At 36.9% G+C, this 25,139-nt stretch carries 18 protein-coding genes; 13 read left to right on the top strand and 5 right to left on the bottom strand.

What is annotated here, in order from left to right; translation table 11 throughout:
- The first annotated feature begins 37 nt into the window (after positions 1–37).
- The 6 genes from ACFIJ7_RS05125 to alaS all read left to right on the top strand — a co-directional run bounded on the left by ACFIJ7_RS05125 (position 38) and on the right by alaS (position 9,400).
- Positions 38–1,051, top strand: coding sequence for a DNA-directed RNA polymerase subunit alpha (locus ACFIJ7_RS05125; protein WP_015856568.1), 1,014 nt, complete (start codon positions 38–40; stop codon positions 1,049–1,051).
- Positions 1,052–1,075: 24 nt separating this feature from the next.
- Positions 1,076–1,504 carry a 50S ribosomal protein L17 gene (gene rplQ / locus ACFIJ7_RS05120; RefSeq protein WP_273788262.1) on the top strand — a complete coding sequence of 143 codons (429 nt, stop codon included), beginning with the start codon at positions 1,076–1,078 and terminating at the stop codon, positions 1,502–1,504.
- Positions 1,505–1,771: 267 nt separating this feature from the next.
- Entirely contained in the window at positions 1,772–3,166 is a 1,395-nt protein-coding gene (locus tag ACFIJ7_RS05115) for a DegQ family serine endoprotease (protein WP_375635847.1), read from the top strand.
- 8 nt (positions 3,167–3,174) lie between these two features.
- Positions 3,175–4,494, top strand: a complete 1,320-nt coding sequence (locus ACFIJ7_RS05110; RefSeq protein ID WP_375644757.1) for a replication-associated recombination protein A — start codon at positions 3,175–3,177, stop codon at positions 4,492–4,494.
- A gap of 995 nt (positions 4,495–5,489) precedes the next feature.
- On the top strand, positions 5,490–6,533 hold the full coding sequence (recA, locus tag ACFIJ7_RS05105; RefSeq protein ID WP_375635849.1) for a recombinase RecA: 1,044 nt from the start codon (positions 5,490–5,492) through the stop codon (positions 6,531–6,533).
- 194 nt (positions 6,534–6,727) lie between these two features.
- Positions 6,728–9,400 (top strand): alanine--tRNA ligase, encoded by a 2,673-nt coding sequence (alaS, locus tag ACFIJ7_RS05100; protein ID WP_375644756.1) that lies wholly within the window; start codon positions 6,728–6,730, stop codon positions 9,398–9,400.
- A gap of 1,117 nt (positions 9,401–10,517) precedes the next feature.
- Here the strand turns inward: alaS and ACFIJ7_RS05095 are convergent.
- Positions 10,518–12,299 (bottom strand): glucan ABC transporter ATP-binding protein/ permease, encoded by a 1,782-nt coding sequence (locus tag ACFIJ7_RS05095; RefSeq protein ID WP_375644755.1) that lies wholly within the window; start codon positions 12,297–12,299, stop codon positions 10,518–10,520.
- A gap of 236 nt (positions 12,300–12,535) precedes the next feature.
- Here ACFIJ7_RS05095 and ACFIJ7_RS05090 point away from each other — a divergent pair, with 236 nt between their 5' ends.
- The 6 genes from ACFIJ7_RS05090 to ACFIJ7_RS05065 all read left to right on the top strand — a co-directional run bounded on the left by ACFIJ7_RS05090 (position 12,536) and on the right by ACFIJ7_RS05065 (position 18,889).
- On the top strand, positions 12,536–13,519 hold the full coding sequence (locus tag ACFIJ7_RS05090; RefSeq protein WP_375635852.1) for an RluA family pseudouridine synthase: 984 nt from the start codon (positions 12,536–12,538) through the stop codon (positions 13,517–13,519).
- A 795-nt stretch (positions 13,520–14,314) separates the two neighbouring features.
- Positions 14,315–15,334, top strand: a complete 1,020-nt coding sequence (locus ACFIJ7_RS05085) for an ATP-binding cassette domain-containing protein (protein WP_375644754.1) — start codon at positions 14,315–14,317, stop codon at positions 15,332–15,334.
- Positions 15,309–16,133: an ABC-2 family transporter protein gene (locus tag ACFIJ7_RS05080; RefSeq protein ID WP_375635855.1), complete on the top strand. Its 825-nt coding sequence runs from the start codon at positions 15,309–15,311 to the stop codon at positions 16,131–16,133. Before ACFIJ7_RS05085 ends, ACFIJ7_RS05080 begins: the two co-directional genes overlap by 26 nt.
- Positions 16,117–16,905, top strand: coding sequence for an ABC-2 family transporter protein (locus ACFIJ7_RS05075; RefSeq protein WP_375644753.1), 789 nt, complete (start codon positions 16,117–16,119; stop codon positions 16,903–16,905). Before ACFIJ7_RS05080 ends, ACFIJ7_RS05075 begins: the two co-directional genes overlap by 17 nt.
- 734 nt (positions 16,906–17,639) lie before the next feature.
- The gene (locus ACFIJ7_RS05070) at positions 17,640–17,999 is read left to right on the top strand and encodes a hypothetical protein (protein ID WP_375635927.1); all 360 of its coding nucleotides are present in this window, start codon (positions 17,640–17,642) and stop codon (positions 17,997–17,999) included.
- A gap of 524 nt (positions 18,000–18,523) precedes the next feature.
- A complete protein-coding gene (locus tag ACFIJ7_RS05065; protein ID WP_015856546.1) occupies positions 18,524–18,889 on the top strand; it encodes a response regulator in 366 nt (121 codons plus the stop codon).
- A 306-nt stretch (positions 18,890–19,195) separates the two neighbouring features.
- Here the strand turns inward: ACFIJ7_RS05065 and rpsI are convergent, their stop codons facing one another.
- Both rpsI and rplM read right to left on the bottom strand, forming a co-directional pair.
- Positions 19,196–19,681, bottom strand: a complete 486-nt coding sequence (gene rpsI / locus ACFIJ7_RS05060) for a 30S ribosomal protein S9 (RefSeq protein WP_015856545.1) — start codon at positions 19,679–19,681, stop codon at positions 19,196–19,198.
- Positions 19,682–19,683: 2 nt separating this feature from the next.
- Positions 19,684–20,148, bottom strand: coding sequence for a 50S ribosomal protein L13 (gene rplM / locus ACFIJ7_RS05055; RefSeq protein ID WP_375635857.1), 465 nt, complete (start codon positions 20,146–20,148; stop codon positions 19,684–19,686).
- 296 nt (positions 20,149–20,444) lie between these two features.
- Here rplM and recJ point away from each other — a divergent pair, with 296 nt between their 5' ends.
- Positions 20,445–22,229, top strand: a complete 1,785-nt coding sequence (gene recJ / locus ACFIJ7_RS05050; RefSeq protein WP_375644752.1) for a single-stranded-DNA-specific exonuclease RecJ — start codon at positions 20,445–20,447, stop codon at positions 22,227–22,229.
- A 17-nt stretch (positions 22,230–22,246) separates the two neighbouring features.
- On the opposite strand, the gene parE is transcribed toward recJ, so the two are convergent.
- Complete coding sequence (parE, locus tag ACFIJ7_RS05045) at positions 22,247–24,313, bottom strand: DNA topoisomerase IV subunit B (protein WP_375644751.1); 2,067 nt, start codon at positions 24,311–24,313, stop codon at positions 22,247–22,249.
- 81 nt (positions 24,314–24,394) lie between these two features.
- Positions 24,395–25,132, bottom strand: a complete 738-nt coding sequence (lipB, locus tag ACFIJ7_RS05040) for a lipoyl(octanoyl) transferase LipB (protein WP_375635860.1) — start codon at positions 25,130–25,132, stop codon at positions 24,395–24,397.
- Positions 25,133–25,139: the final 7 nt, after the last annotated feature.

Below are 25,139 nucleotides of genomic sequence, written 5' to 3'. Positions count from 1 at the left end.
TTGAATGGTAACGGAACTAAAGAACGGGAATAAAAATATGATCCAGAAAAACTGGCAGGAACTTATTAAACCCAATAAGGTTGAATCATGTGCGCATGATAATCCAAATGTTATAAGTGTGATCGCTGAACCTCTTGAGCGGGGTTTTGGCTTAACGTTAGGAAATGCACTTCGTCGCGTGTTGTTATCTTCTCTTCGTGGTGCTGCTATTACTGCTGTGCAGATTGACGGTGTCTTACATGAATTTTCATCGATTCCAGGTGTGCGTGAGGATGTTACGGATATTATTCTGAATATAAAAGAAATTGCGCTTCGTATGGAAGAAGAAGGTCCTAAACGTGTCGTTGTTTATAAAGAGGGGCCTGGTGTCGTGAAAGCGGGAGATATCAGTACCGTTGGGGATATGGAAATTCTAAATCCAGATCATGTTATTTGTACTCTTGATGAAGATGCTGAAATTCGTATGGAATTTATTGTCAACACAGGGAAGGGGTATGTTCCATCTGATCGTAATTGTGTTGATGATGCACGTATAGGACTTATTCCAATTGATAGTCTTTATTCACCAATTCGTAAAGTGTCTTATAAAGTGGAAAATACGCGTGAAGGTCAAGTTTTGGATTATGATAAATTGACCTTAACGATTGAAACGAATGGTGCGGTTAATGGAGAGGATGCTGTTGCTTTTGCAGCACGCATTCTTCAGGATCAATTATCGTTATTTATTAACTTTGAAGAGCCACAGAAGGAGCCTGTTGAAGAGGCTGATTCTGAGCTTTCTTTTAATCCTGCTCTTCTCAAAAAAGTGGATGAATTAGAACTTTCAGTTCGTTCGGCAAATTGTCTTAAGAATGATAATATTGTCTATATTGGTGATCTTATTCAAAAAACAGAATCTGAAATGCTTCGGACACCGAATTTTGGTCGCAAATCGTTGAATGAGATTAAAGAAGTTTTGGCATGTATGGGGTTACATCTTGGGATGGAAATTCCTGCGTGGCCACCTGAAAACATTGATGATCTTGCAAAACGTTATGAAGATCAATATTAAAATTAGAATTTAAGGAGAGGGCTTATGCGCCACAGTAAGTCAGGACGCAAGTTGAATCGTACTGCCAGTCACCGTAAAGCGATGTTTGCAAATATGGCAACTTCGTTGATCGAGCATGAGCAGATTGTGACAACGCTTCCAAAGGCTAAGGAAATTCGTCCTATTGTTGAAAAACTGGTTACTCTTGGTAAGCGTGGTGGTTTGCATGCGCGTCGGCAAGCAATTGCAGCACTTCGTGATGCAGGAAAGGTTGCAAAATTATTTGATACGCTTGCGCCACGTTATGCATCACGCAACGGTGGATATTTGCGTATTATGAAAGCGGGGTTTCGTACCGGTGATAATGCGCCCATGGCTGTTATAGAATTTGTTGATCGTGATGTTGAAGCGAAGGGTGCTGGGGATCGTGCTCGCATGGAGGCTTCTGAGAATGAAAAGAGGACATCTTCGTAAAGTTTTTTACTCTGTTGGATTTTTAAAGGCCGCCTTGTCTTAGGCGGTTTTTTTGTGAGCATTTTTAAGTTTGTTTTAGTTGAGAAATAGGTGCAGAGAGAAAATTATAGGACATTGAATTATCTTATTTTTATAATATTTATTGTTCAAATAGGTTGTTTTTATTCTCTATTATGAAATATTAATAGAGATCCTTAATTTGCGGGGATGAGTTTTTTTATTCTATTAATCTTCAACAGAATGTGCTGATTTTATAAGGAGTGGATTATGAGATATTCTTTTTGGGTGCGGATTTTTTTTGCAATTATGATGCAGATATCATTTGATCATGTATATGCTCATGTACCTCAAACACAAACAGAAATCACTCTTTCATTTGCTCCTTTAGTTAAAAAGACAGTTCCATCTGTTGTAAATATTTATGCAGCTCGACAAATTAGAGCACGCTCACCTTTTGAAGGGGATCCATTTTTTGAGCAGTTTTTTGGTCGTTTTCAAAATAATTTTCCTGTTCGCAAGCAATCGTCATTAGGATCAGGGGTGATTGTTGATGCACGTGGTTTGATTGTTACAAATTACCATGTCATTAAAGATGCAAGCGAAATTAAAGTGGCTTTTTCTGATGGGCGGGAGTTTGAGAGTAAGATCGTGCTCAAAGATGAAGCAACTGATATTGCAATTCTTGAAGTTGAGGAAAAAGATGCTCAATTCCCTGTTCTTTCTTTGGGAAATTCTGATGCTGTTGAAGTTGGTGATCTTGTTCTTGCTATTGGTAATCCTTTTGGTGTTGGTCAAACAGTTACAAGTGGTATTGTTTCAGCGCAAGCGCGTACACGTGTTGGGATTTCTGATTTTGACTTTTTTATTCAAACAGACGCTGCCATTAATCCAGGGAATTCTGGTGGCGCTTTAATTGATATGAAAGGTCAATTAATCGGAATTAATACAGCTATTTATTCGCGTTCCGGTGGTTCTGTAGGGATTGGTTTTGCTATTCCAGTTAATCTTGTAAAAGTGATGCTTGATACTGTTAAACGCGGTGGAAAATATTTTGTGCCGCCTTATATTGGGGCTTCTTTTCAAAATGTTACACCTGATATTGCTGGTGGTTTAGGTTTAGAACGTCCCTATGGTGCTCTGATTATTGAAGTTATCAAAGATAGTCCTGCTGAAAAAGCTGGATTGAAAGTAGGTGATGTTATTTTGAGTGTGCAAGGGGTACGCGTTGATAGTCCAGATAGTCTTGGGTATCGTTTGATGACAGCTGACGTTGAGCATAGTCTTGCTTTGGAATATTTACGAAATGGAAAAACTTTAAAAACACAAATAATAGTTTCATCGATATCAGAAACTGCATTTTTAAAATCTGAAAAAATCACGGGTGACAGTCCTCTTGCCGGTGCTGAAGTGTTAGATTTAACACCGCAAAATAGTCGACGTTTTCATCTTCCTATATCTGCAAAAGGGGTTGTGATTACCAACCTTGATGACATGAGCAATGCAGCTGGAATTTTTCAGTCAGGAGATATTCTACGTGTTGTAAATGGCCATAAAATTCAAACAGTTCATCAGTTGAAAAAGGTTCTTATGCAAGCTCGTTCGCGTACTTGGCAATTGGAATATGAACGTGATGGTATGTATATTCGCCAATTTATTCGTTGAGGTTTTTTTTGAAGAAAGATTTTTTTACTTCGTCTTTTGATTTTCAAGTTAATAAAAATCAGCCACTTGCAGAAAGAATGCGCCCTTGTTCTCTCAATGATGTTGTGGGACAAAAGCATTTGATTGGAGAGGATGGTTTGCTTTCACGTATGGTGGCAACTGGCTCAATTGGATCGATGATTTTTTGGGGACCTCCAGGGACGGGAAAAACAACCGTTGCACGTTTGTTAGCACTTGAAACAAATTTCGCGTTTGAACAGGTTTCTGCTATTTTTACAGGAGTTTCTGAGCTTAAAAAGATTTTTGAAGTTGCGCAGAGGCGTTTTATATCTGGGGATAAAACACTTCTCTTTGTTGATGAAATTCATCGGTTTAATCGTGCACAGCAGGATAGTTTTCTTCCTGTGATGGAAGAAGGTACTGTGGTACTTATAGGTGCAACAACCGAAAATCCTTCTTTTGAACTTAATGCTGCTCTTCTTTCGCGTGCACGTGTTTTAACATTTCTTTCACATGATCATGAAAGTTTGGACATGCTTTTAAGGCGTGCTGAAGAAGTGGAGGGAAAAACTCTTCCTTTGGATAATGATGCCAGAGACGTTTTGATAGAGATGTCTGATGGTGATGCGCGGGTAGCGTTAACATTGGCAGAGGAAGTTTGGTCTATTGCACCATTGGGAGAGATTCTTGATGTTGTTGCTTTGCAAAAAGTTATTCAGCGTCGTGTGCCCATTTATGATAAAGGACGAGATGGGCATTATAATCTCATTTCAGCGTTGCATAAATCCGTTCGTGGATCTGATCCTGATGCTGCGCTTTATTATTTGGCACGTATGTTGGATGCTGGTGAAGATCCTCTCTATATTGGGCGAAGATTGGTTCGTATGGCCGTTGAAGATGTTGGTTTGGCGGATCCTCAAGCTCTTGTCATTTGTAATGCAGCAAAAGATGCCTATGATTATTTAGGATCACCAGAAGGAGAATTGGCTTTGGCGCAAGCATGTCTTTATGTTGCAACTGCGCCAAAGTCAAATGCAACATATCTCGCGTATAAAGCAGCACTGCGTTGTGCGCGCAAAAATGGCTCTTTATCACCTCCTAAGCATATTCTTAATGCTCCTACGAAATTTATGAAGGAGGAAGGGTTTGGAAATGGTTATTGTTATGACCATGATGAACCAGACGCTTTTTCAGGACAAGAATATTTTCCCGAAAAACTTGGGCGTCAGAGTTATTATAAGCCAGTTGAGCGTGGTTTTGAGCGTGAAATTGTGAAACGTCTTGAGTGGTGGAAACAATTGCGCAAAAAACGTAAAGATCAAAAATAAAATTTGAGTAGAAATACATGTTTTATTGATCTTGGATTTATCTTTTATCTCTTATGTTATTGTACGAGCAGTTTAGCTTATATTTTAAATATTTATTACATTGCTCGTAGAGATTTTTTTTGATATCTTCAAAAGTGCATATTTTTTTATCAAATTTAAATGTGTTATTCAACTTTTAAGCTGCTTTATTTTTGTGGTTTTTATTAAATAATATAATTGATTTATAACGATAACTCACTGTTTTGTAAGTTGAATGAAAGTCCTAAATACCGTGAATTTTACTCATTCCAAGCTTGGTATTTGTTGAAGCAATCAAATCATTCGCTTGTGTGTTATAAGCAGGATTAGCGTGTGATAAAAACTGTACAAGAAAGAACTAAAAATTCTTCTTATGAAGCGTCTCAAGTGCCGAGAGTTGTCGCAACATTGGGGGATGATAAATAGTGTGATGGTGCCCGACTTTCTCATTCTTTAGTGTAAAGATGGTGGCTCCCAAAGGGCTTTACAGTATACCGCATTCATGGGTGTTGTCACGAAGTGAGCTTGGGGGTGTTGAGAGATGTTTCTTAAATCAAGTGCATGAATATGCAACACAATGGCGTTTTGTTCTTCGATGCGATAGGGGATGAGGTTGATTGATAATGCGTTTTTGTGTGATCAATAGCAGGAGAATTCTTAGTCACTTAAGTACTTAATCAAAGGGATAAGAAGAAGGGCTGTAGAACATTGTGTTTAAATTTAAATTGTTCCTTTTCTAGAGAGATATAAATATGTTAACTATGCTCTCATAGGGATATTATTTTATTGGAGTTTATTTTGTGTCATAAGATAAGCGATGCCAATTCTTTATTGTGATGGTCATGAATGTTATGGACATAATGTGGAGATAGGAATGGAAATAGTCTGTGAAAATCTAAACTCAAGCCTTTAGTTAAATTAAAAGTACAGTGTACACTTAGGTTTTAGGTTATTATGAATCGGTCAAGGATATAATCGTGGATAAAACAAAAGCTCTCGATGCTGCTCTCTCACAAATTGAACGTTCTTTTGGTAAAGGCTCGATTATGCGTCTTGGGCAAAAAGAGCAGGTTGTTGAAATTGAAACAGTTCCAACAGGGTCGTTATCCTTGGATATTGCTTTAGGGATTGGTGGATTACCGAAGGGGCGTATTGTTGAGATTTATGGACCAGAAAGTTCTGGGAAAACAACATTGGCTCTACATGCTATTGCTGAAGCACAGAAAGGGGGTGGAATTTGTGCTTTTATTGATGCAGAGCATGCGCTTGATCCTATTTATGCGCGTAAGCTTGGTGTTGATTTAGAAAACTTGTTCATTTCTCAGCCAGATACCGGTGAACAGGCATTGGAAATTACAGAAACGTTGGTTCGTTCTGGTGCAGTTGATGTGCTTGTTGTGGATTCTGTTGCAGCTTTAACACCGCGAGCAGAAATTGACGGTGAAATGGGTGATGCTTTGCCCGGATTGCAAGCTCGGTTAATGAGTAAAGCGTTGCGAAAATTAACAGCAGCAATTTTTCGCTCTAACTGTATGGTTGTCTTTATTAATCAAATTCGCATGAAAATTGGTGTGATGTTTGGTTCTCCCGAAACGACAACGGGTGGAAACGCTTTAAAGTTTTATGCTTCTGTTCGTTTAGATATTCGTCGCATTGGATCCATTAAAGATAGGGATGCAATCGTTGGTAATCAGACGCGTGTTAAAGTGGTGAAGAATAAACTGGCACCTCCATTCAAGCAGGTTGAGTTTGATATTATTTATGGTGAAGGTATTTCCAAAGTAGGTGAATTGATTGATTTGGGTGTCAAGGTTGGTATTGTGGAAAAATCTGGTGCATGGTTCTCTTATAATTCTCAGCGTTTAGGACAGGGGCGTGAGAATGCAAAGCAGTTTTTACGTGAACATGCGGAAATAGCTACAGAGATTGAAGCAGCTTTGCGCCAAAATGCTGGTTTGATTGCGATTGAATTGTTAGAAAATGCAGGGTCAGAAAATATAGAAAGTGATGAAACCATTTGATGGAGCGTTTTTTTCGTCTATAATTTTTTTCTGTTTTTTTGTTTGAGTTTTTAAATACACAGTCATTTTTTTCTCAATTTTTTAAAACAAATATTCCATTCTTTGATTAAATTGACTCCATGCTTGGCGAAGAGGATATTTAATGAGGGGGATTTTTCTTTTATGGTTTTGTGCTGTATTGAGCAGGTGTCAGTATGAATAGTGTTAATAATATTCGGTCAATATTTTTGGATTATTTTCATCGTAATGGGCATAAAGTTCTTTCTTCTAGTCCGCTTGTTCCGAGAAATGATCCTACACTTATGTTTACAAATGCAGGGATGGTGCAGTTTAAAAATGTTTTTACTGGACTTGAACAACCTCCTTATAAGCAGGCAACAACGGCACAAAAATGTGTTCGTGCGGGTGGAAAGCATAATGATCTTGATAATGTTGGTTATACGGCACGCCATCATACATTTTTTGAAATGCTGGGTAATTTTTCTTTCGGTGATTATTTCAAAGAAGAAGCCATTCTTTTATCATGGAATCTTTTAACGAAGGAATTTTGCCTACCAAAAGATAAATTGTTGGTGACAGTTTACCATAGTGATGATGTTGCTGCTGAACTGTGGCGTAGAATTTCAGGTCTTCCAGATGAAAAAATTGTCCGTATTGCGACGGCTGATAATTTTTGGTCGATGGGAGAAACAGGACCTTGTGGTCCTTGTTCGGAGATTTTTTATGATCATGGCGATGAAATCTGGGGTGGTCCTCCTGGAAGTATGGAAGAAGATGGCGATCGCTTTATTGAGATTTGGAATCTTGTTTTTATGCAATATGAGCAGATTTCTCAGGAAAAACGTGTTGATTTGCCTCATCCTTCTATTGATACCGGTATGGGATTAGAGCGTATTGCTGCTGTTTTACAGGGCGTTCATGATAATTATGACATTGATCTTTTTCGTGCATTAATTGCTGCATCAGAAGAAATTACAGGGATTGAGGCAAAGGGTGATTTTATTGCCAGTCATCGTGTCATTGCTGATCATCTTCGTTCATCTGCATTTTTGATTGCTGATGGTGTGCTTCCTTCTAATGAAGGAAGAGGATATGTTTTACGTCGTATTATGCGTCGTGCTATGCGTCATGCGCATCTTCTTGGTGCTAAAGAGCCCTTATTGTGGCGACTTTTGCCTGCTTTAAACCGCGAAATGGGACAAGCCTATCCTGAATTGGTGCGTGCTGAATCTTTAATTTCAGAAACTTTAAGGTTAGAAGAAATACGTTTTCGTAAAACGCTTGAACGAGGACTTGGTTTGTTAAATGAAGCAAGTACCGATCTTAAAGAAGGAGATCATTTAAATGGTGAAGTTGCTTTCAAGCTTTATGATACCTATGGTTTTCCGCTTGATTTAACGCAGGATGTTTTGCGGCGTCGTGGAATATCTGTTGATGTTGATACCTTTGATAAAGCGATGGAACGTCAAAAAGAGGAAGCGCGTGCCAATTGGTCTGGTTCTGGGGAAGCTGTAACAGAAAAGATCTGGTTTTCTGTTCGTGATAAAGTGGGGGCTACAGAATTTTTGGGTTATGAAACAGAAACGGCTAAAGGCATTCTTACAGCTCTCGTGTGTGATGGTAAACTTGTTGATCATATTTCTTCAGGTCAGAAAGCTATGCTTGTTGTTAATCAGACACCTTTTTATGGTGAATCTGGTGGACAAATTGGTGATAGTGGTATCATTTCTGGTGAAAATTTTATTTTTGAGGTGCATGATACCCAAAGAAAGGGTGATGGTGTTTTTATCCATATTGGGGAGGTGAAATCTGGTCAGGCATCGAGGTCTGATTGTGTAGAATTAACCGTTGATGTTGTCCGTCGTAAAAAAATTCGTGGAAATCATTCTGCTACTCATTTGTTACATGAAGCTTTACGACAAGTTTTGGGATCTCATGTTACACAAAAAGGCTCTCTTGTATCGCCAGATCGGTTGCGTTTTGATTTTTCTCATCCAAAATCCGTTTCACCAGAAGAACTGAAAAAAATAGAAGATTTAGCAAATGAGATTATTTTGCAAAATAGTAGAGTGATAACGCGCCTCATGGCTGTAGATGATGCAATTTCTGAAGGTGCAATGGCATTATTTGGTGAGAAATATGGTGATGAAGTTCGCGTTGTTTCTATGGGGGAGCCACTTGAACAGCGAAGATTAAAAAAGCATTGGTCAATAGAGCTTTGTGGAGGCACACATGTGGAGCGAACAGGTGATATTGGTTTGATTCATATTTTTTCTGAAAGTTCTGTTTCGGCTGGAGTGCGGCGTATTGAAGCTTTAACAGGCAAAGAAGCACGTCTTTATCTTAGCCGCCAAGATGAACGTATTCATGAAATTGCTGATCTTTTAAAAACTTCTTCTGCTGGCGTGGAAGAACGGGTGCGAATTTTGCTTGATGATCGTCGTAAACTTGAAAAAGAATTGAATGATGTACGCAAGAAAATGATGTTGAGTGGTGGAATAACAGAAAGGAGCCAAGGTGATATTACCATCATCAATGGGCTTTCTTTTACCGGACGCGTTGTTAAAAATATTTTACCACGGGATCTTAAGGCGCTCGTTGATTCTGAGAAAAAACAAATCGGATCTGGAGTGGTTGCTTTTATTAGTGTCTCAGAAGATGGAAAAGGGAGTGCTGTTGTCGGCGTTACGGATGATTTAACGGATAAGTTAAATGCTGTTGATCTCGTTCGTATTCTTTCAGGTATGCTTGGTGGTAAAGGTGGAGGTGGCCGTCCTGATATGGCGCAGGCTGGTGGTCCTGAGGGGAACAAAGCTGATGAGGCATTTGCGGCACTAAAAGATTTTCTGGAAAAAATTAAAGAATGAAATCATTCTGCATAGGTGTTTCTTACATTTTTATATTGGGTTGGCGTCTAAGTATCACGAATATCTATCTGGTGTGTTGCTGAAATCAGATACAGCGTAATTGGGGGAAAATCCAATTGTAAAGACAAAATAGATTATGCAGCACTTCATGCTTTGCTGTGTATTCTTTTACTAAGAAGACTAGTTATTGTGTTGCTCCTATAGATTTTTTTGAAGAAATATCTCTTTTTATGAAAGGGATAATACAAGATTTATTGCATACGATTATCCTTATAAAGTTATAAGCTGTCATTATTTTATTAGCTTTCAAATAACTAAAATCCCTTTCCTTGAAAAGGCTTATAAAAGAGTTGTTGTATCTTAGAGATATTGTATTGTTTTCATTTTTCTTGTTATGTACAAGCAAACAGTTTTTTTATTTATCATTAAAAGGTCTTGAAAAGAATATTCTCCTATCTTTATAAATCTTTATTTCAAGTTATAAAATAATGAATTATCAATATAAATCAAAGGAATGTTACACAAATCTAAAGATTTAGATTAATATCTAATTTATTATGATGAGATTATCTTAATATATTGATTTATAATGATAATTTATCGTTTCAAATTCTGTGTATGTTAAATTAATCAAAATCACTCATGGATGTCGTTGTGAAATGGGCTTAGGAGCATTGAGAAATGTTTCTAAAAAAGCCATATGAATGTGCAAAACAATGACATTCTGTTCTTTATGAGAGGACTATAAAGAACGTGATAAACAAAAAGCAATACATAATATTTATTATTAAAAAGCTATTGCTTCAGTTCGTTTTGAAATTCGTAAAGCTGAGTTAAAAGAAGACGGTAAAACTGGAAGTTATTTTTACCTTTACATCTTTATATTTTCCCTAAATGAGAGTGTATACTCGTTAATACGCACAGATATAGGGCAATATTTTTGTCCCAATCTAGTAAAATTGCAATAGCAGAGAAAATACTAAATTGTTTTAATATCTGTCTTAAATACCTGAAATGGATTGTGGCATTTTTAGAAATCTTTTTACTTGCATTATACAAGCGCTCTTGTTGTATTGAGGAGGATTTTTTTGCATAAGATTTATGAAGAGTATCATTTTTATGATGCTATGGCTTCGTGTAAGGGGATAACATTTTCTCCTTCTCTGTCTGGTGGTTTGATTGTTAAACCACTTGCCTTTAAAAATTTAGAGAAACGCCCTCCTTTATCGATCAATTCTTGAAAGTTTCCTTTTTCCATTAAGTAACCATGTTCCAGAAAGAGTATCATATCAGCATTGCGTACTGTTGAGAGGCGATGTGCTATAATAAAAGTAGTGCGGTTATGGCGTATGGAATCGAGAGCATCTTTGACACGTGCTTCTGTTTCAACATCAAGAGCGCTTGTTGCTTCATCTAGAATGAGAATAGGGGCATTTTTTAAAACAGCGCGTGCAATTGCTAGTCGCTGTTTTTCTCCACCTGATAATTGAGATCCTCGTTCGCCCACTATTGTGTTATAACAATCAGCTTTTTTTAGAATAAAATCGTGAGCTTCTGCTATTTTTGCTGCTTCATAAAGTTCTTCATTTGTTGCGCTCGTTTTTCCTATTGAAATATTGTCATGAATAGTACGGTTGAAAAGACCCGAGTCTTGAAATACTGTTGCTAGAGATTTGCGTAAAGATTCGCGATTGATCGAGCATATATTTATTCCATCAATGGAGATATGCCCAAAGGCAGGGTCGTATACGCGCTGCAACAGATTGATCAATGTTGTCTTCCCAGCCCCTGTTGGTCCTACAATCGCAACAGTTTGTCCTGCTTTAACCTCAAAGGAAACATCAAAAACACCTTGAGAAGAATTTGGGAATTTATAGGTCACGTGATGGAATTGTATGGCGCCTTTAACATTTTGAAGGGAAGGAAGATTTTGCGGTTCGTTGATATGAAAGGTTGAGTCTTCCATTTCAAAAAATTCTTGCAGTTTTGCTTGTGAGGATATTGCACAATTAATAAAATTACTCATTTGGTCTAGACGGCTAATCATGAGTTGTGCAAATCCAACAAAAGCAACAACTTCACCTACTCGTAATTGACCTTTTGCAACAAAAAAAGCTCCAAGGAGAAGAACACAAACGATTGAAATTGTTGAAGCCATTCGATTTAAGCCACTGGCCAGCGCCCACCAATTGAGAACAGGATTTTGTGCTTTAAGCAGAGCATTTGTATGTTGATGCAGTATAGAAGTTTCTTCTTCTATTCGGTTATAACTTTGTACAATGGAAACATTAGAGATTGAATCACTGACATGTTTAAAAAGGTTGTGATGGTAGCATTCTACAGCGGCTTGTCCGTCTTTTGTTTTTCGCATCACTAAACGTGCAATTAATACGTAGATGATGGCAAGTACAACCAAGACTATTGAAAGACGCCAATTCATATTAAACGCTATGGGGATGAGAACCAATAAGGCGACAAGTGTTGAGAGGTGTTGGCGCATAAAATCAAGCCATATGGTTGACATGGAATCCATTGCGCGCAAAAGTGTATGGAGTGCGTTGGAAGTCCCACGTTGTTGATGCCAAATTAAAGGCATGGCAATGATACGTTCGAAAGATTCCGTTAAAACCGTTAAGCGGCGTCTATGGGCTAAGCGGTCAGCACCGCGAGCAACAAGGACATAAGCAATAATATGTGAAAGTCCAAAACAAACCCAAAGGGTAAGAGTAGGAATGATAGCTGATTTTTCTGAAATAGAATCAATAACACGTCCGAATAAAATAGGTTCTGCAATGGTGATAATAGCTAATATAACATTAGCGGTACAGATTAAAAGAGATGCATTTTTTTCTCTATTTAGGTAAGTGAGAACACGTGCATAGGTTTTGAATAAGGACACGGTTAATTATCTCCATTCGCTATTAAGCGTAAAGGCTGTTGATTTTTATAACGCTTAGTTTTTAGCTAATAGAATTTGACCGTTAAGAAAAGGCAATTTTGGATACTAACTGTAATATGGTGTGATAAAGCCAACTAAAATATGAATTTTTGTGTTTATAAAGGCGCAAAACAGATCAATAAAATTATCAGGTAAAAAATTTTGGGCAGAGAAAATTAACAGGTAAGGGAATTTTCATGGCAGGCGTAGAAATAAAAAAAGTTGAGGTAGATGAAAATGGAATGCGCTTAGATCGCTGGTTTAAAGTGCATTATCCAGGACTTGGTTTTGGAGCTTTGCAGAAATTGTTGCGTTCTGGTCAGATACGGCTTGATGGTGGACGTGTTAAAGCCGATACGCGTCTTTGTATGGGGCAAGCTGTTCGTATTCCACCTCTCCCTATTAGTGACAAGGAAAATCTTTCAATAACGGATAAAACACTTCGTGGGCAGGATGATGAAACCGTTTTGAAAAAAATGCTGCTTTATGAAGATCCAAAGGTATTTGTTTTTAACAAGCCAGCTGGGTTGGCTGTACAAGGAGGTTCTGGTTTAACACGTCATATGGATAGTATGCTTGAGGTATGGCGCAATAAAAAAGGTGAAAAGCCGCGTTTGGTTCATCGTCTTGATCGTGAGACGTCGGGTGTCTTTATTGTTGCGCGATCAAGGGGAGCGGCTCAGTCCTTAACAGCTGCTTTTAGAGCGCGAGAAACAAAAAAGACTTATTGGGCGTTGGTTCGGGGCGTGCCTAAAAAAAAGCAGGACAAAATTTCAACGTGGATGGTTAAGGAAATGACTGCACAAGGTGATAAAATGCGTGTTTGTGAACATGGGGAGCCAGATTCACATCATGCGGTTTCCTACTATCGCGTTTTAGATACGCGAGGGCGGGCTCTTTCGTGGCTTGAAATGGAACCCTATACAGGGAGAACACATCAGCTTCGTGTGCATGCTGCCTATATGGATCATCCGATCATTGGCGATACAAAGTATTTTTTTTCTGATAGTAATTGGACATTACCAGGAGGAATTCAAAACCGTCTTCATCTTCATGCACGTCGTATTCGTATTCCTCATCCTTCAGGAGGAATATTGGATATTGTTGCACCTTTACCGCCTCATATGGTCCAAAGTTTTAATCTTTTGTCTTTTAATGAGAGTGATGCTGAAACAGAGTAAAGAAACTTCATTTGTTCTTTTTGATTGATACAAATTTTGTCTATAAATTTGATAAGATGAATAGTGCATCATTTGGAGAAAGTTTTTGATAAGTAAATCGCTATAAGAAAATTGTGTTTTTGAGTGATGAAATTTTCGAATATTGTAAGTTTTCTTTCTACAGCTCTTTATCCATATTGATTGTATTGTTATTTTGGGATACGATGTATTGTTTAATAATCTGAGTTGATGAAGCTGCTCCTTTGAATTATCTACAGAGGTCATATATTGGGGAGGCGTGTCTGTTGAGGGAGATGAGTTAGATAAAATCTGAAAGATATTTACTAAAATAGTGAAGGCGATTTTAATTTTTTCATGGGAGATAATTGAGGCATTTTATAGTAATGCTGAGGAAAAGTATCTTCTCAAGGAATTCCTTTTGTCAAGGAAGTTTGGTTTGTTATCAATGTTGTTTGATATGCTTATAGTATAGATTTATGCTTTGTATCTTTGTTTATATGAAGGTTTATTAGCAAAGTTCTTCTTTCAATGAGCAATTATTTTTCTACTTACTTAGTTTATCCAAAAGATTATCTTTCATAAAAGAAGAAATAAGTTTTTAGTATCTTAATGCTTCATTGAAGTGAACTCATCACATTGAAAAAATATCTAGACAAAAAATTGGAGATAAAACGTCAGGTGCGTTTTATTGCTCTAAGGAGGGCTTGAACACTTTTGTTTTGTCTAGTGAACAAAAACAGATATTTATTATGGGAACATTCAAAGGGGGGGATAAGTTGAAATTAGGAGTGACTGATGGGATCATTATTGATTGACGTTAATAACGTCTCAAAAATATATCGCAACATTGACAGAGGAATTGGTTTTAAAAACAAGGTGGTTTCTCTCTTCAAGCCGGTTTATACAAATCATCATGTGTTAAAAGATATGAGTTTTACCCTCTTTTCAGGGCAATCATTAGCAATTCTTGGCCCTAACGGAGCGGGTAAATCGACACTGATTAAAATACTTTCTGGTATACAATATGCTGATGAGGGATGTATTAAAGTCCTTGGTGTTGATCCTTATAAAGCAAAAAAAGATCTGTTCAAGTCTTTGGGTGTGGTCTTTGGTCACAAGAATTGTTTGTGGTGGGATTTACCCTTACGCTACAGTCTGGATATGGTTCGACCATTATATGGTCTTGAACGCGCCTCTTTTACCCGTGATCTTAGAGAGATTACAGAGTTGCTGGGTCTTGAGCATATTATGGATAAGCCAGTGCGGATGCTTAGTCTGGGTGAGAGAGTGAAAAGTGAATTGGCATTTAATCTCTCCTTTAGACCTAAACTGTTGTTTCTCGATGAGCCAAGTATTGGTCTTGATATTACATCTAAGCATGAAATCAGGGAGCTTCTTAAAAAACTGAAAAGGGAGCGCGGCACAGGGTATATCATCACGAGTCATGATATGGGAGATATTGATGGATACGTTGATGATATTATTCTCTTGCATAAGGGAAAGAAACAGTTTCATGGCAATCTTCAAGCGCTTAAAAATGTCATTCCTTCTTTGGTGAGAATGACGCTTTTTTGTGAACACGTAGCTACATCTTCATCTGTTGTAGAAAAAATTGATGAGATTGCGTTGAAATCATCTACTTCTTTAAAGGATAAGCACTTTAACGCTGAAGAATGCTCGCTGGAGGTTTCGCTGCCCCGTGAGGATTTTGCGCGTTTTGTACGCGAAATTACAACCGAACTGAACTGTACGTTCTCTGTATCCACTCCCTCGCTTGAAGAGATGCTCCGTGTTAAATTTAAAGAATTTATCTAACCACTGCTTTGGTATGTTTCTTTTTGCCAAGAATGGATTACTCACTGTTCTAAGTGATAGAGTAATGTTTTTTACCGATATTATCATTGGGACACTTTCGCCATTTGTTATTCAACTTCTATTATGGAATGCACTTTTCTCTGATATGGGCAACACCATAAATGGCTTTAGCTTTCATGATATGATGTATTATTATGCTTTTGCTTTAGTCCTAGGACGCTTAAATAATGGTTATAATGTGATTAAGTTTTTCTCTCATCATGTTAAAGAAGGTCAATTAGAAGTATATCTTACAAAGCCCTTCAGTTATATGACACAAATGCTTTTTACTTTTTTAGGGGAGAGTGTATTATATAGCATCCCGTTATTGGCTCTTTTTGTAGTTAAGCTTGTTTCATCCTATGAAAATATTCTGGGATTGGTCATCGCTTTTCTATTCTTTTTTCTCATTGTTATTCTATCACAATTGCTTTGTTTTTTAATCTCTTTTGGAATTGCCTTATTAAGCTTTTTGGTGATTGAGTACAATATATTACTCTCTTTCAGTATTCTCAGTTCAGCACTTCTTGGGGGTGTTCTTTTACCACCATCTTTTTGGCCGGTATGGCTTATTCCGCTTATGCAATTTAATCCTTATCGTTTCATGATATCAGCTCCTGCCGAGTTTTTCGCGACGCAAAATTTAGCGTTGTTTCAGCAGTTTATTTTCGGAAGTTTTACTTATATTTTGTGTCTTTTATTCTTAATTTATATTGCTTGGAATAAAGGAATGAAAGCATATAATGGAGCGGGTGGTTGAGATGAAAATAATCCTTCATTTTATCAGCCTGAATATCCGCCGACAGATTGTTTATGGTAAGAATTTGGCTGGGGAGTTTATTCTTTCTCTATGCTATTATTTTATTCAATTCATATTTATTGATAGAATATCTTCTTTTTCAGGAAAGATCGGTAACTATAGCACAGATGAAATTCATTTTATCTTTGTTGTCTTTGTTTTACTTGGAATATTTTTGAATATTTTTACTAATTCTATTGAAACATTTTTTGAAAAAGTAGCGGATGGTAAAATTGAGCCATACTTGATAAAGCCTGTTTCAATCTGGTTGTTGATGTTGTTTGGTTGGTGTAAACCACTTAATCTGATCAAGCTCTTTGTTCTTTATGTTAGTGCCTATTTATTTGTATCATTACCGAATATATCCGATCTTAAGCTCAGATGGATCTCTTTTATTGTTGCAATATTTTGTGTTTTTATCGTCAATATTTGTTTTTTCATGATGTTTAATTTTATAACATTTATTATTAGCCGTAAGATGCCTGTCGAATATTTTCATGAAATGATTTACGAGCTGTCATTTGTACCAATAGGCATTTATCCTTTAAGCATCGTAAAATGGTTTTTGTTTATGCTTCCTATGGCTTTTTCTGCTTCTTTGCCCGTTTCACTGTTATTTGGTAAAGGCGAATGGAATATTGGATATCTTCTGTTGAGTACTTTTCTTTTTATTGCCATGACTTTCATAAGTTTTAAAAAAACAATTCGTAAATTTAATGGATTAGGGGGATGATATAAAAGTCAGAAAGTTATAATCGTGGAAGACAATGAACTTTATTAAAGAATTTTATTAAAATTATTCCGCGTTCTTGTAGAAACGAGAGGCTGTGAAATCGTCAAAATGTGTAATGTCCTTATGGCATTAGATTTGGCGCGTTCACCAAAAGTTATCTCTTATTGTATCTGATTTAGCTTTTTCAATCAAAGAGCTAAGCTGGAGTTTACGCTAATTTTTTTACTGGGACAGCTATTTCTTCCTAATTTATAATAATGAAAATAATTTTATCAGAATCTTTCAATAAAGTATTTTTTTGTTTTCTGTAAATTTTAAAAATATTTATCTTACTATATTATATAAAAAATAAAAAACAGTACGTGTAACTAAAAAACAACACGTTGGTATTTTTTGTACTGTAATACCATAATAATATTTATGATAATAAAACTAAAATTATAATAAAAACAATAAAATAATTCTAATTTAATACATTTTAGCATTAAATTGTATAATATAAAAACACAAATAAAATAATTGACAAACTTAAGATAAATATGTAACGGGTATATTGTAAATGTAATATAATATAAAAATAGCAATTAAAATAAAATTATTAATTAAAGTTTTGTATTATATTTTTTATTATAAGAAGATAAATATACTTTATCTATAGATGACGTAATGTTTTCTATTTAGAGGGGGCGGTAAAGAAAATTTATTTTATTAAACATTGTCAATAGGTGGTTATGATGAAAATATTTAAGCATTGTATAGTATGTGTGGTTGCAGTCGCTATTTTCTTTTCACAGGTTTTAGGAGCCAATGCCGATTCTTTAAATGGTAGATTTCAAAATGCTGGTTTCATTTCTGTAATGACACAGGAAAATAGAGTTATTAAAGCTGTTGATATGATTATTAGCCAATTTGGAGGACAAGGGGCTGAGAAAAATGTCCAAAAAGTCGCGGGTTTAATGGGGATGGAGGCAGCGATTTTTGGTTTAATCGCATATCTTGTATATTTCTTTACTAGAAAGCCACCGAGTCCCGGAAGAACGACAGGTGGAAGAACATTCGATGCTTTTGCTTATAGTGCATGGGCTTTGAATTAAAAGATATTTTACTTGATGAACTTTGAATTATTCTGTTGTTGAATATTTTATATAAATAAACCGTGATATTTAATCACGGTTTATTTATATTTTACTCTTAATGATATTGATAAGTTTATCCTTAAGATATTGTTTGGGGGATGGCAGTATATGGCACATTAAATTTAACTAAACAGCTATTTTAAAGACTACTTAAATTTTTTCCTCTTTAAAATACGCATTTGAGCTAAGTTTGTGGCTGATATTTTTTTATGATGAAAACGCGAATGCATTAATTGAGATATCCATAAACTTTGCATATTAACTCAAAAAATATACGGTAATACAATCTTACGACTATTTGTGGGTTTCATTTTTATGAAATGAAAAAGCATAGTGATGAGTATTACAAATGTTTGCGTAAAAAGCTTTTATTGGAAGCTTTTAGTCTCTTTGTGGTTTACAATTTTTTTTATCATTTTATCTTAAGCAAAGAGAATGTAGATTCATTTCTACTTTGTTTAAGAAGGGTGGAAGTTATACTAATGTCAAAAAAAGTCATGATCGTGGAAGATAATGAGCTTAATATGAAGCTATTCCGTGATCTCGTAGAAGCGAGTGGCTATGAAACCATTGAAACGCGGAATGGTCTTATGGCATTAGATTTGGCGCGTTCATCAATGCCATCTCTTATCCTTGTGGATATCCAGTTGCCAGAGGTCTCTGGAATAGATGTTATTAAACAATTAAAAGAAGATGAAGAACTAAGATCGATTCCCGTTGTTGCTGTAACAGCCTTTGCTATGAAAGGGGATGAAGAACGAATTCGTGCAAGTGGATGTGAAGAATATATGTCAAAACCTATTTCTGTCCCGCATTTTATCACAATGGTAAAGCATTTCTTGGACTGAATCTTGTTAAGTAATGATAGAAAAAGACATTGAAAAGCTTATGAGATAACTAAAAGTTATGTTACAGATATTTTTGTATTCTAGCACGTGGATACGTCTATTAGAGAAATACAAGTTTTTAAAAATTGAAACTGAGGTTTTGAATTTTTTGATCTATTTTTTAGCTCTTGTCTAAGGAGAATCGGTTGTTTTGCATTCTTGTTTTCTTCTAACAGATATAAATTTGTCTCTACGAAAGGTCTGTTTTAGCAGTTAAAAAAAGCCCCGTTTTTGTCCGAGGCTTTATGCATTGTACAAAAAATGAAATTAACGCTTTGAGAATTGGAAAGAACGACGTGCTTTTGCTTTACCGTATTTTTTACGTTCAACAACACGGCTATCACGGGTAAGAAAACCACCTTTTTTCAAGATTGAGCGAAGTTCTGGTTCGTAATAGGTTAAAGCTTTGGAAATGCCATGGCGCACTGCACCAGCTTGTCCGGAAAGACCACCACCTGCAACGGTTGCAATAATATCAAATTGGGTATCCCTGTTTGTTGCAACAATTGGTTGACGAAGAATCATTCTAAGAACAGGACGAGCAAAATATTTGTCAAATTCCTTATTGTTGATCGTGATTTTTCCAGAACCTGGTTTAATCCATACGCGTGCAACAGCGTCTTTACGCTTTCCTGTTGCATAAGCACGTCCTTGTGAATCAAGCTTTTGCACGTGGACAGGAACAACATTTTCATGTGTTTCTGTAATACTTGTTACTATGCTAAGCTCAGAAAGAGAATTAATTTCAGCCATAATCAAGCAATCCTTTTGTTTTTGCGGTTTAAAGCACCAACGTCAAGAGATTCAGGCTGTTGTGCTTCATGTGGATGTTGGCTTCCAGCGTAAACACGTAGATTCTTCAATTGACGGCGACCAAGAGGACCACGAGGAATCATGCGCTCTACCGCTTTTTCAATAACGCGTTCGGGAAAACGCCCCTCAAGAAGTTGACGTGCTGTACGTTGTTTGATTCCACCAATATAGCCGGTATGCCAATAATATTTTTTATCCGTATATTTTTTGCCAGTGAGAGCTATTTTATTTGCATTAATGACAATAACGTTGTCACCATCATCAACATGTGGAGTAAATGTAGCTTTATGTTTGCCACGTAAGCGGTTAGCAACAAATGTGGCAAGACGACCTAAAACAAGGTTTTCTGCGTCAATAATAACCCATTTTTTCACCACTTCAGTTGGCTTTTGTGAAAAAGTTGCCATAGAAGTATCCTTTATTAGAACCCTTTTAATATAAGGGAATTTTTACTGTTTTGCGTTGAAAATTGTTACCATAGCGAAATATTTAACGCATACACCTTGCTCTGATATAATGTCTTTTGATTGACGTCAAGAGAAAATAAAAACTTTATAAAACAATATGTTATGAGAATGGTATTATAATACCTCATTAAAAGAAGTTTGTGTACCATTTAAACTTAAAATGAATGTTGCAAAAGACTATTTTATCTTTACCGCATGATTGTATTTTATCTTTCTTCATTATAGAATGAGCAATAATGCAGTGGTCTCGTTATTTTCTCAATGTTGAATCTTCTGCTTGTGGTCAAGCTTGGTTAGATGCCCTTGATGTTCAAGGGATAAATAATGCGCGCGCTATTTCTCAAAAATTTGGTTTTCCAGATCAGTTAGCTCGAGTACTTTCAGCAAGAGATGTGGATGAAGCTGAGGCTGTTGCTTTTATTAATCCAACATTACGTACGCTTATGCCTGATCCAGAAAGTTTTAGGGATATGCAATGCGCTGCAGAGCGTATTGTTAAGGCTCTTCTCAATCAAGAACAGGTTGCTGTTTTTGGTGATTATGATGTTGATGGTGCTTGTTCTTCAGCACTCATAGCGCGTTTTTTTCGTTATTTTGGTATTGAAGTCAAAATTTATATTCCTGATCGTATTGTTGAAGGCTATGGTCCGAATGAACAAGCAATGAGGATGCTTGTGCAAGAAGGTGCTCGGTTAATTATCACTGTTGATTGTGGCGCAAACAGTCCAGATGCGGTAAAAGCAGCGAGGCTTGCTGGTGCTGATGTTGTGATTTTAGATCATCATCAAATGTCAGAGATTCATCAAGAAGCCGTTGCTCTTGTCAATCCTAATCGTCCTGATGATTTTTCTAAACAGGGGCATTTATGTGCAGCGGGCGTTGTTTTTGTTACGTTAGCTTGGGTTCATCATTTGCTGCGGAAAAAACAATTCCAAGGGCAGCTGCCTGATCTTTTAAGTATGCTTGATCTTGTTGCATTGGCAACCATATGTGATGTCGTTCCATTACAGGGGGTTAACCGTGCTTTTGTGATAAAAGGGCTTCAAGTTGCTCGTTCTATGCATAATCCAGGAATAACAGCTTTAACAAAGGTTGCACGAATAGGGGAGCCGCTTAATAGTTTTCATTTTGGTTTTTTGTTAGGTCCTAGAATTAATGCAGGAGGGCGCATTGGTGATCAAGCTTTGGGAGCACGTTTGCTTAGCTGTGAGAATAAAGATGAAGCGGACAGAATAGCAGAACAATTAGATCGGCTTAATCAAGAACGCCAAGAAATGGAGAACATTCAATTAACACAAGCGGAATCTTATATTGCTTCTCTTTATCAAGATCAAGAAATACCCTTGTCACTTGTAATTTCTCATAAAGAATGGCATCCGGGAATTATTGGTATTCTTGCTTCCCGTCTCAAAGAGCGTTTTTTTTGTCCTGTTTTTGCTATTGCTTTAAAAGAAGATGGAAATGGCGTAGGGTCGGGACGTTCAATTAATGGTATAGATTTAGGAGCACTCGTTCGTGAAGCTGTTACATTAAATTTATTAGAAAAAGGAGGGGGACATAGTATGGCAGCAGGAATTACAATTCAATCAACAAAAATTGAAATCTTTCGAAAATGGCTAGAAGAAAAAGTTTCTTTAAGGGTTTCTGAGTTGCATGCTAAAAAGTCTCTTAGTATAGATGGTTCTCTTTCTGCTTCTGGTGTTAATGAAGCGCTGTTTGAGTTGCTTGAAAAAGCAGGGCCATTTGGGACAGGGAATGCAACACCTGTTTTTGTTCTTCCCTCTCATCGATTGGTGAATCTATCTGAAGTTGGTAAAGGACATCTTCGCCTCATTGTATCTAATGTTGAAGGAAAAAAACTGCAAGGAATAGCTTTTCGTTCTGTAGGGACATCTCTTGGTGATTTTCTTTTTGAAAATATTGGTGAAATGATTCATTTAGCTGGTCATCTTAGTTTGAATTATTGGAATGGAACGACCAATCCGCAACTGCGTGTGATTGACGCAGCCGCAGTGGTTTGAAAGGGATATTTTTTACATTAGATGTCTAGATTAGAAGCAAAAGTAGAATTTTCTTGTATGAAACGAAATCGTGCTTCTGGTTTTGTTCCCATGAGACTTTCTACAGTCTTTTTCGTTTCTTGCATTTCCACGGGATCAATAGAAACACGAAGCAATGTACGTTTTTGAGGATGCATAGTCGTTTCTTTAAGTTGTTCCGCGCGCATTTCACCCAGCCCTTTAAAACGCCCGATTTCGACTTTAGCTTTTCCAGTAAATTCAGTTTTGAGTAATTCATCCTTGTGAATGTCGTCACGAGCATAAGCAACTTTTCCTCCTTGCGATATTCTATAAAGGGGAGGGACGGCGAGATATAAATGTCCCTGATGAATAAGGTCAGGCATTTCTTGAAAGAAGAAGGTAATGAGCAGTGACGCAATATGAGCACCATCAACATCAGCATCTGTCATGATGATAATACGTTCATATCTGAGATCTTTTTCACGATACTTGGAGCGTGTTCCACATCCAAGAGCAAGGATAAGATCGCTAATTGTTTGGCTTGAGTTCATTTTTTCATGTGCAGCACTGGCGACATTTAAGATTTTACCACGAAGAGGTAAAATTGCTTGGTTTGCTCTATTTCTTGCTTGTTTAGCAGATCCTCCTGCAGAATCCCCTTCAACAATGAATAGTTCAGCACCCACAGCATGGTTCTGGCTACAATCTGCAAGTTTACCGGGCAGACGTAATTTACGGACAGCAGTTTTTCGACTTATTTCTCTATCTTGGCGTCGTTTAACACGTTCTTCAGCACGTTCAATAACCCAATCGAGAAGTTTTGTTGCTTCTTGCGGGGAATTTGCTAACCAATGATCAAAAGGATCGCGGATTGCATTCTCAACGATACGCTGTGCTTCAATGGTTGCTAATCGATCTTTTGTTTGTCCAACAAATTCAGGGTTACTGATAAAGACTGAAAGTATTGCGGCTGTTGAAATCATAATATCGTCAGACGTAATAATTGTTGCGCGCTTGTTTCCTATTAACTCAGCGTAGGATTTCAATCCACGCAAAAGAGCTTGACGTAATCCTATTTCGTGTGTTCCGCCTTCTCCTGTAGGAATCGTATTGCAGTAAGATTGCACACAAGAATCACCACCATGCCAAGCAATAGCCCATTCAACGGAGCCATGGCCATTATTTTGTTGTGTTTTGCCAGAAAAAATTTCTGATGTTACTCGATATTCATCTTTTAGTGACGAGAGTAAATAGTCTTTAAGCCCATTAGGGAAATGAAAAACAGCTTTTTCAGGAATATTTTTTGCGCCTTCAAGTATGACGGGATCACAAGTCCAGCGAATTTTTACGCCACCAAAAAGATAAGCTTTGGAGCATGCCATCTTATAGATTTTTTCTGGCTCAAAAGCTGCTTTTTCACCAAAAATTTCACGATCAGGATGAAAACGAACGCGCGTACCACGACGATTATAAACATCTCCTAGATCTTCCAATCCAGATTGAGGAATACCGCGTGAGAAACGTTGGCGGTAAAGTTTTCGTTCTCGTGCAACTTCAACTTCCATATCATCAGAAAGAGCATTGACAACAGAAATTCCTACTCCATGAAGCCCACCCGCAGTTTGATAAGCCTTTCCATCAAATTTTCCCCCTGAGTGGAGTTGTGTCATAATAACTTCAAGAGTAGATTTCTCAGGCATTTGAGGATGATTTTCGACAGGAATACCACGTCCATTATCTGTAACGGTTATATAACCATTCCTATCTAATGAGACCTCAATAAAATCTGCATAACCCGCAACAGCTTCATCCATCGCGTTATCAATAATTTCGGCAAATAAATGATGAAGCGCTTTACTGTCTGTTCCACCAATATACATTCCAGGGCGTAAACGTACGGGCTCTAAACCCTCAAGCACTCGAATAGAGAGGGCATTATAGTCATCTTCTTGCGTATCTTTTGCACTTTTTTTTGAAATCATCGCTTTTGATTTCATTGGAGACTGCAGAGTGTTTTCTTTTGTATTTACCCGAGATTGGGCTTTATTTAAAACACTAAAAAGATCCTTTTTGTTATCGCTCATAGCGTTTAACTATCTACCTCATAAAATAAAATATTTATTAAAGTAATTTTATGCCTGTTTTTTATTTAAAAATCAATGCACTTAGGAAACATCAATTGTTGGACCGAAAATTTGTTCAAAGGCGTGTTTGAGAGCAATATCAATATCATGCATTGTTACAGGGTAACCTAGATCAAGAAAGCTTGTTACACCGTGGTTTGTAATTCCACAAGGAACAATTCCTGAATAATGGGCTAAATTAGGATTAACATTGATAGAAACTCCATGAAAACTTATCCATTTGCGCACTCGAATGCCAATAGCTGCAATTTTATCTTCGGAAGAAAGATCATTTTGTTTTGATGGGCAATGAGACTGTTTAACCCAGACACCAACGCGATCTTCTCTGCGTTCGCCTTTAATATTAAAGTTTGCAAGCATCTGTATGATCCATTCTTCTAATGCACTAATGAAAGCACGAATGTCTTGTTTTCGGCGTTTAAGATCAAGCATGATATAAGCAATACGCTGTCCTGGACCGTGATATGTAAATTCACCTCCACGTCCTGCTTCATAAACAGGGAATAAATTAGGCGCCAAAAGATCTTTTTTATTTGCACTCGTCCCTGCTGTATAAAGGGAAGGGTGTTCAAGAAGCCAAACTTGTTCATGCGCGGTTTTTGCAAGAATTTTTTCTACACGTTCTTGCATATAACGCAGAGCTTCAGGATACTCAACTAGATGATTACTTATCTTCCATTCAACGGGTGGATTTCCTAGAATTGCATTAAAATGATGTGATAAGTGATTACGATCCGTATGTTTTAATTCAAATGTCATTGGTAAT

Origin of the sequence: Bartonella sp. MR100HLJHH (assembly GCF_042194215.1) — a bacterium.
Lineage (GTDB): Bacteria > Pseudomonadota > Alphaproteobacteria > Rhizobiales > Rhizobiaceae > Bartonella > Bartonella grahamii.
This window is presented reverse-complemented; position numbering and strand designations above follow the sequence as displayed.

What these genes read in the sequence shown, in the direction of transcription:
- ACFIJ7_RS05125 (WP_015856568.1), top strand. Translation starts at nt 38, where the DNA reads ATGATCCAGAAAAACTGGCAGGAACTTATTAAACCCAATAAGGTTGAA.
- rplQ (WP_273788262.1), top strand. Translation starts at nt 1,076, where the DNA reads ATGCGCCACAGTAAGTCAGGACGCAAGTTGAATCGTACTGCCAGTCAC.
- ACFIJ7_RS05115 (WP_375635847.1), top strand. Translation starts at nt 1,772, where the DNA reads ATGAGATATTCTTTTTGGGTGCGGATTTTTTTTGCAATTATGATGCAG.
- alaS (WP_375644756.1), top strand. Translation starts at nt 6,728, where the DNA reads ATGAATAGTGTTAATAATATTCGGTCAATATTTTTGGATTATTTTCAT.
- ACFIJ7_RS05090 (WP_375635852.1), top strand. Translation starts at nt 12,536, where the DNA reads ATGGCAGGCGTAGAAATAAAAAAAGTTGAGGTAGATGAAAATGGAATG.
- ACFIJ7_RS05085 (WP_375644754.1), top strand. Translation starts at nt 14,315, where the DNA reads ATGGGATCATTATTGATTGACGTTAATAACGTCTCAAAAATATATCGC.
- ACFIJ7_RS05075 (WP_375644753.1), top strand. Translation starts at nt 16,117, where the DNA reads ATGGAGCGGGTGGTTGAGATGAAAATAATCCTTCATTTTATCAGCCTG.
- ACFIJ7_RS05070 (WP_375635927.1), top strand. Translation starts at nt 17,640, where the DNA reads ATGAAAATATTTAAGCATTGTATAGTATGTGTGGTTGCAGTCGCTATT.
- ACFIJ7_RS05065 (WP_015856546.1), top strand. Translation starts at nt 18,524, where the DNA reads ATGTCAAAAAAAGTCATGATCGTGGAAGATAATGAGCTTAATATGAAG.
- rpsI (WP_015856545.1), bottom strand. Translation starts at nt 19,681, where the DNA reads ATGGCTGAAATTAATTCTCTTTCTGAGCTTAGCATAGTAACAAGTATT.
- rplM (WP_375635857.1), bottom strand. Translation starts at nt 20,148, where the DNA reads ATGGCAACTTTTTCACAAAAGCCAACTGAAGTGGTGAAAAAATGGGTT.
- recJ (WP_375644752.1), top strand. Translation starts at nt 20,445, where the DNA reads ATGCAGTGGTCTCGTTATTTTCTCAATGTTGAATCTTCTGCTTGTGGT.
- parE (WP_375644751.1), bottom strand. Translation starts at nt 24,313, where the DNA reads ATGAGCGATAACAAAAAGGATCTTTTTAGTGTTTTAAATAAAGCCCAA.
- lipB (WP_375635860.1), bottom strand. Translation starts at nt 25,132, where the DNA reads ATGACATTTGAATTAAAACATACGGATCGTAATCACTTATCACATCAT.